At 31.6% G+C, this 1,394-nt stretch carries 1 protein-coding gene; it reads right to left on the bottom strand.

The window, feature by feature from the left end; all coding sequences use genetic code 11:
* A partial coding sequence (locus OFO01_RS08910) for a leucine-rich repeat domain-containing protein (protein ID WP_270875545.1) occupies positions 1-1,191 on the bottom strand: 1,191 nt, incomplete at its 3' end.
* Positions 1,192-1,394 lie beyond the last annotated feature (203 nt).

The following is a 1,394-nucleotide window of genomic DNA, read 5'->3' as shown; positions in this document are numbered from 1 at the left end:
TTGTGGCAGTTTGGTTATATTCGTATCATATATAAGCAAGGTTTCTAAGCTTTCTAAATCGCCCAAATTTTCTGGCAACTGCGATAGTTTTTTGTTGCCGTCAATCCAAAGCTCTTTTAGATTTTTTAGATTTGCGATTTTTGGTGAGATTGTTTCCAAATCCCCGTTCGTGCAATAAAGCTCTTCTAAATCCATTAAATTTTCTATCTCATCGGGTAGGGCAGTAATGTTTCCGCTTCTAATCGCTAAGCGTTTTAAATTTTTTAGTTTCAAAATTTCGCTCAAATTTTCCATATTTATTTTTCCGATTTTTAATACTTCCAAACTTTGCAAATTTGCGAAATTTGACGGGAAATTTTCAAAGCTTAAATCGAGTAATTTTAGGCTTTTTGAATTTAGAAGTTCATCAGGGAATTCTTTTATAGTTAAATTCATCAAATCCAAAACTTCCAAATTTTGCAAATTTGCAAGCTCTTTTGGCAGTGAGTTTAGATTTCTACAATTGTAGCAATCAATTCCTTTTAGACTCACAAGATTTTCGATTTGCGGTGGTATCTCAGAAATCGCCGTTTTTGAAATGTCTAGATATTCTAAATTTTTTAAATTTGATATGTGATTTCCTAGTCTTTCTAGCTTAGAAGTTCGTAAATATAGGCGTTTTAGATTTGGAATTTTGCTTATGGTTTCGGGGATTTCTTTTATGTAAGTTTTACCGAAATTTAGCCTTTCAAGCTTGGTTAAATTTATCACGCAAGGTGGCAGGTCGGTGATACCTGTGCCTTCTACATCGATTTCTTCTAAATTTTCAAGCATGCAAATTTCGCTTGGAAGTTCTTTTATATCATCTTGTCTAACGGCAGAGCTAACCATAAAATTGGCGTGTTTTGATAGCTCGATTTTGCTAAAAATGCCAAGATTATCATAATAATCTTTTGTAGTTTTTATCTTTAAATCTTTTATAGCTTCTTCAAATTCGGCAACAGTTATTTCCTTATTGTCGAGTTTTTGTTTCAATTTATCGTGTTTGGCGTAATTCCAAGTTCGGCGATAATCTACGAATTTTGCTAGAATTTGCATTTTCTCGTTTGTTTTGCTATCAAGTTCCGGCGAATTTATCAACTCTTTATCGCCTTGGTTGGCATTTAGAAAAATTTGCCCTATTATAAGTAGTGCTAAAATTATCTTTTTCATAAAATCTCCAAATTTAAAAAATTTAATAGGATAGATTATAACAAAAAAGTGAATTTTTAGCTATTTTGGCGAGTTTTGCAAAATTTCTACAATTTCCCCTTTCCTTTAATCTCTTTTTAAGCAACCCTTGAATATAATCCACTTTCCGTTTTTGAAATCTAACTTCTGTTATTTTCCAATGCGTGTTATTTTATTTATTATTG

Source organism: Campylobacter sp. JMF_01 NE2 (assembly GCF_027737365.1).
Taxonomy (GTDB): domain Bacteria; phylum Campylobacterota; class Campylobacteria; order Campylobacterales; family Campylobacteraceae; genus Campylobacter_B.
The sequence above is the reverse complement of the archived record's forward strand: the minus strand, read 5'-3'. Positions and strand labels throughout refer to the sequence as shown.